This window comes from Flavobacterium sp. ACAM 123, from assembly GCF_000264055.1.
Taxonomy (GTDB): domain Bacteria; phylum Bacteroidota; class Bacteroidia; order Flavobacteriales; family Flavobacteriaceae; genus Flavobacterium.
Window position 1 is genome coordinate 1 of record NZ_AJXL01000156.1, and the last position, 5,756, is coordinate 5,756.

Consider the following 5,756-nt stretch of genomic DNA (forward strand, 5'->3'; position numbering starts at 1 on the left):
TTATCTAATGCGCTTTATTTTATTCCTCATCTTTATCACTTTCCATCCCAAAAAGATCTCCTTTTTTAAACAGTTTCATATCCTGCTTTAAGGCCTTGCTGTTGCGTTTTGTAAGCACTTCAGCATCCAGATTACTTACATCTGGTTTTCCCGCATTTACCCACGCCGTGTACCAGAAGCTAGCCGTCGCTGTAACTGCCTTCTTCATTTGGCTTTCCACCATCCCGTTTAATGCAGTATGAAATTTAGCAGCATATTCGTTCGAATATTTCACGCCATTGTATTTGTTTTTTACCACATTCCCATCTGCATCAGTTACAAATATTTGATTAACTGTTAATGCTGTTCTCAATCCTTTATCAGCAGCTAGTAGAGGTACGACTAAACTATGCGTATCCATGATCATGTCCCATGTCGCTTTATCGACGTCCTCATAATAATGTGCAGGGGCTACAGTAAATTTATAATCCTTAACAAATAATTCCGGTAACCTACTTTCCCACAAAGAGTGAATTCCTTTTTGGTCCGTCAATTGTCCATCGTGATTGTCTGAAGTATGCAAAGGCATGTGGGCATCAGCAATATAATGTCCTAATTCACCTGCAATAAACAAGATTTCTGACTTTCGTTTTTCCTTGAATGCTTGTGTCAATTTCCCCATCATATCTTGGATATGCCATGGTAACGTTCCGTTTTTTGACAAAAATTTGTCATCATATTTCTTTTTTGCCTCTGTCATAGACCTCGGAAAACTATCTATACTTCCAAAGTTCTCCATGTCAAAATAATGTCTTGGATTCTCTGCCCTATCTTTTAAAACCGACTTCCTTAAATCCGGAACTGTAGCTTCTTGGGTTATAAAATCAATATGGTTGTAAAAGAAAACCTGTAGCGGTTTTGGCAAAGCCATGACAGCTGCCTTATTAATTCTTTCATGTCCTACAATTCCCCACGATAATGTTAGAAATCCAATGAATATTGCAGTTAGCAACACAATTGTAGGTTTAAATTTGATATTTATCATTACATTTAGTTTTTTGAACTACAAATATATCTGTTTTTCAGACAATTTAAGAACATCTACTTTAAGATTACGTAAATTAAGAAATAACTTATCTATTATTATGTTTCGGCACCAAGGAAAAAACAGAACTTTTATTCATAATTTACGTTTAGCCACTTTATTGTCATTCGTAGCCGGGATTGTCAATATTACTGGCGTCTTGGCTGTAAAAACACTGACGACTAATGTTACCGGACATTTCGCATTCTTTGCCGAGGAAGTGATTAAACAAAATTATACAGCGGCAATTACATTTTTTATTTTTACCATATTTTTTTTATCCGGTGCTTTTACATCGAATTTTATAGCCGAATGGGTTGCAATAAGACATCCTGATTCATCACATGTAATTCCAATTTCATTAGAAATAGCTATTTTGCTTGTGGTTGGGTTTTTTGGTGTAGAAGGAGACTTATCGACATTTTCAGGAAAATGGATTGCTTTTTCAATGCTTTTTTCCATGGGAGTGCAAAATTCCATGGTAACACAAATATCAAACTCTATTGTAAGAACAACCCATTTAACGGGGCTCTTTACCGATTTAGGAATCGAATTATCGCAATTATTTTTTTACAAAAAGGGAAAGGAAAGAAAAAGATTGAATGCCAGTATATATTTAAGGTTATCAATCATTATTTTATTCTTTATTGGTTGTATCTCTGGTGGTTTCCTGTATACTTTCCTCGAAATACAAACTCTATTTGTCGCTGCTTTTTTCCTTCTAATAGCGCTAGTGTATGATTATGTCCGACTGCAATTCTTTGTTATAAAAAGAAAAAAATTCACTCGCTTTGCTAAATAAAATAAAGGATTGAAAGCAAGGCAGCCACGGCGATACATAACCAAAGCACAACCCCTTGGACCAAAGGCTTTGTACCCACAGATTGTAAAACAGTATAACTTAAACCCGCGCCTATTAAAAATAAGGTAACGGTAAGTCCTATTTTTGCAATAGCAACCAAATAAGGTGCTATCACGGCCATTTGTGGCACATACGTATTCAGAATCATAGCTAAAATAAAAAGTCCAATAAAGTAGGGGATTTTGATTTTACTCGATTTGTTTTTAAAAACCGTGGCAGTAAGCAAAGCAACCGGAATGATCCATAAAGCACGTGCCAACTTTACTGTTGTGGCTATCTGCAGCGCTTCAGGACCATATTTATTAGCAGCTCCTACCACTGAACTGGTATCGTGGATCGCAATAGCACACCACAGACCAAATTCCTGCTGGCTTAAATGCAGCCAATGCCCGATTGCCGGAAACAAAAACAGAGCGATTGAGTTCAGGATAAAAATAACGCCCAAGGCAACTGAGGTCTGTTTTTCATCTGATTGAATGACCGGTGCAATCGCTGCAATGGCGCTACCTCCGCAAATCGCAGTACCACATGAAATTAAATGAGATATTTTGCTGTCAATTTTCAACCATTTACCCAACAACAACCCCAAGAGTAAAGTACTGAAGATAGAAGCAACAGTAAATAAAAACCCCGTTTTCCCAGCAGATAAAGCACTGTTAACGTTCATTCCAAAGCCTAAGCCTATTACAGAAAGTTGAAGTAATACATTAACTGCTTTAGCATTGAAACGTAAAAATGGATTGCCTGAAATGTTTGCCGCAACTAAACCCAGCAATAAGGCGACAGGCGGCGAAATTAAACCAGAAATGCAAACCAGCAGTAATACAGCAAAAATTACTTGCTGCAATTTACTATTGACATTAAAAAAAGGAAAGGTGTTATCAGGCATGATTCCAAGGTGATTTTACAAATTGAAATTATTGAATTGTACCGAACAAAGATCCGAGGATAAATCGGTAATCACCAATCATAATAAACAATCTCCTATAACTTTACATTATAATGCCTTGCAACGTTTTTAATAAACAAGTCTGAAAGAGCATTCGTTTTTCCGTGTAAACTAATGATGTAAAAATAACGTTCAATGATTAGATTATCGACATCAAGTATTACTAATTCATTGTTTTTCAATTCTTTTTCAATAGCATGAATTGAAATAAAAGCAACGCAATTAGAGTTCATTAAATATGATTTGATGCTCTCAGTACTTCCCAATTGCATTTCAACAATCAAATCAGACATCTTAATTTTTAAAGGTTTCAAAGCATGTTCGATTACTTCTAATGTTCCTGACCCTTGCTCCCGCATTAGGAATCGCAATTGCAAGAGATCTGGCTTTGTAATTTCCCCTTTGTTGACTAATTGATTCGTACTGTTGCATACCAATACTAATTCGTCTTTTAAAAACGGAGTATATTTAATCGCTTTATTTTTCGACTGTCCTTCAACAATACCCGTTTCAATTTCTTTATTTAATAAAGCACTTTCAATTTGTTCTGTATTCCCATTGCGCAAAACGACTTTGATTCGCTGCATTTCCTGATGAAAATGAGCTAATAAGGGTGGAATTATATATTGTGATATTGTGGTGCTAGCTCCCAGACGGAGCATGCCGTACTGTTCTTTTATAAACGCACTCATTTCAAAATCGATTTCACGGTAGATCTCAAAGATATTTTTGGCCTGTTTTAATAATTGTTCACCGGCCTGAGTGAGAGAAATTTTAGAGCCGTTTCGATCAAAAAGTTTGACTTTATAAGTTTCTTCCAGTTCTTGTATGTGCTTAGATACAGCAGGCTGTGTAATAAATAATTCTGTTGCTGCTTTTGTGAAGCTCAATCTGGTAGCAACCGTAAAAAATACTTTCAATCTAAAATCCATAATTGTCTTGTGTTAGTTAAACCAAATGGAATTTACAACAACCCGTTGTACTTCCTGACAAACCATTCGGTTGCCAGTAATGAGACAATTAAAATCAACAGTAACACCCAGCCAATCAATGGCGAGCGGGTTACGGTGTTTTTTTCTATTGCCTTATAAGATTCATCTTCTAGAAGTGCTTTTATCAATTTGTCGACCTGGTCAGGAAAATAAACAGCTCCTTCCGTTTGAGTTGCCAACTGTTTTAGTTTTTCCAAGTCGGGATTTACAAATTGTTTTTCTCTGTCGAAATCCAAAATTTCAAACTGACTAGAATAGTTGGTTTTTGAATTCAGCTCTCTTACAGAAAAATTATAGGTTCCTGCAGCAAGTCCGTCTAAATTCACTTTGTAGAAGTTATTCCCTTTTAATAAGTCATAGTTTTTAGTTTGCTTCGTCTCCGTATTCTTAACAATTATTGTTAAACGGGCGTTATTATTAAATTCATAGTTTTTATTAAAGTATTGAGCTGATATTTCAATAGCATCACCTAAATTATAAAAACTCTCATGATTAACAACAAGCGCTTTTTTAGAACTGCTGGACGTCAGGTACTGGATTGTTTTATCCATAAAAACATCAAATTCAGAAAAAGATTGTGTAGAAAGATGGCTTTGTAATCGCCATTTCCAAATATTTTCTCCCAATAGAAATGCACTGCGTTTTCCTTTGTTTTCAGCGTAAACCAGCAAAGGGGAGTTGGTGTCCATAGATCTAATTTTAGAGAAGAGTAAAACAGCGGCATCTCCCTTGACTTCGATTTTCCCAAAAGTATTTTCTAATGGAGGAAAGGATTCAAAACCAATATTATCTATCGCGAATAGATTAAATTGGGGATTAAAGCCTGCCAAATAATTCTCTTTTTGATTGCTCATCTTAAACACTAAGCTGCTTTGTTCCTGATTTAAAAGTGAAAAATCAGTACTAGTTCCAGTAATGATAAAAGTGCTAAGCCCTGCTGATTTGTTCTGTTCAAAAAGGGACTTAAAAGCTCCAGTAGGCTGATATAAAATTAAAACATTATATTCATTTAATGAATTGATAATGTTTGGTTTAACCAAAGTAACCTTACGCTGCGCATTAGCTTCAATAGAGCGCTTTAAAGCACCAATATCGGGATGGTTTACGGCTGTTACCAGTGCAATATTTGTTTTTTGATCGATTACTTCTACGGCAAAATTCTTCGTGTTATTGTAGGTGTTTTTCTCTTTTTCAACACCGGTGAGCGTTGCTTTGAATGTTTGGGAACCTATTTTATTTGCCGGCAAAAGTACATTTACAACCGCGGTTCTTTTAGAAGAAGAAAAGGAAATACTTTGCTTTGTCAAAACTGAATTTCCTTGTGATATGGTAAATTTAGCAGCCCCCTTTTTGTCTCCTGAATAGCTGAGGAAAACTTCCACAGGAAATTTATTCTTATAAAAGGCATATTTGTTGACATTGAGCCTGGTTATTTTAAAGTCGACTACCTTAACGGTATCCCCTAAAACAAGAGGGAAAACTTTATTGCTAGAGTCAAAACTGTAAACATAATCGTTACCCGTAGTCTGATTTCCGTCAGTTAAGAGTACTGTTGGAAAAGTACGGTTTCTGTTCCTATTTTTTAACCCTTTTGAAATACCGTCTAGATTAGTCTGCGTCCCCTTAAAGTCAAATTCCTCCGAGGATAGGAACTCCGAGTCAAAACGATACGATTGAATATCAAACTTCTCTTTTAAGGCTCCGTTAGCGATTATCTTAGCATGTACATATAATGCTTTTTTACTGGCAGCTAAGGCCTCAATAGAACCTGAATTATCTACAACAATCGCTAAAGGGGGTTTGATGACCTCTAATGTATTTCTGGTAATTATTGGGTTAATCAACAGTAGCATAATCCCAAAAAGAGCTAGGAAACGCAATAAAGCACAA

The 5,756-nt window shown here is 35.8% G+C and carries 5 protein-coding genes; 1 reads left to right on the forward strand and 4 read right to left on the reverse strand.

Annotated elements, in window-relative coordinates; translation table 11 throughout:
• Window positions 1-19: 19 nt before the first annotated feature.
• Entirely contained in the window at window positions 20-1,024 is a 1,005-nt protein-coding gene (locus A3SG_RS0117160) for a zinc dependent phospholipase C family protein (RefSeq protein ID WP_016991234.1), read from the reverse strand.
• Between the two features lie 100 nt (window positions 1,025-1,124).
• Here A3SG_RS0117160 and A3SG_RS0117165 point away from each other — a divergent pair, with 100 nt between their 5' ends.
• Window positions 1,125-1,865, forward strand: a complete 741-nt coding sequence (locus A3SG_RS0117165; RefSeq protein WP_029596885.1) for a YoaK family protein — start codon at window positions 1,125-1,127, stop codon at window positions 1,863-1,865.
• Here the strand turns inward: A3SG_RS0117165 and A3SG_RS0117170 are convergent.
• The 3 genes from A3SG_RS0117170 to A3SG_RS21960 all read right to left on the reverse strand — a co-directional run.
• The gene (locus tag A3SG_RS0117170) at window positions 1,858-2,814 is read right to left on the reverse strand and encodes a YeiH family protein (protein ID WP_016991236.1); all 957 of its coding nucleotides are present in this window, start codon (window positions 2,812-2,814) and stop codon (window positions 1,858-1,860) included. The two genes, A3SG_RS0117165 and A3SG_RS0117170, sit on opposite strands and share 8 nt — an antisense overlap.
• Window positions 2,815-2,909: 95 nt before the next feature.
• Window positions 2,910-3,806, reverse strand: coding sequence for a LysR family transcriptional regulator (locus A3SG_RS0117175; protein WP_016991237.1), 897 nt, complete (start codon window positions 3,804-3,806; stop codon window positions 2,910-2,912).
• 32 nt (window positions 3,807-3,838) lie between these two features.
• On the reverse strand, window positions 3,839-5,756 hold a 1,918-nt coding region (locus tag A3SG_RS21960), incomplete at its 5' end, for a hypothetical protein (protein WP_016991238.1).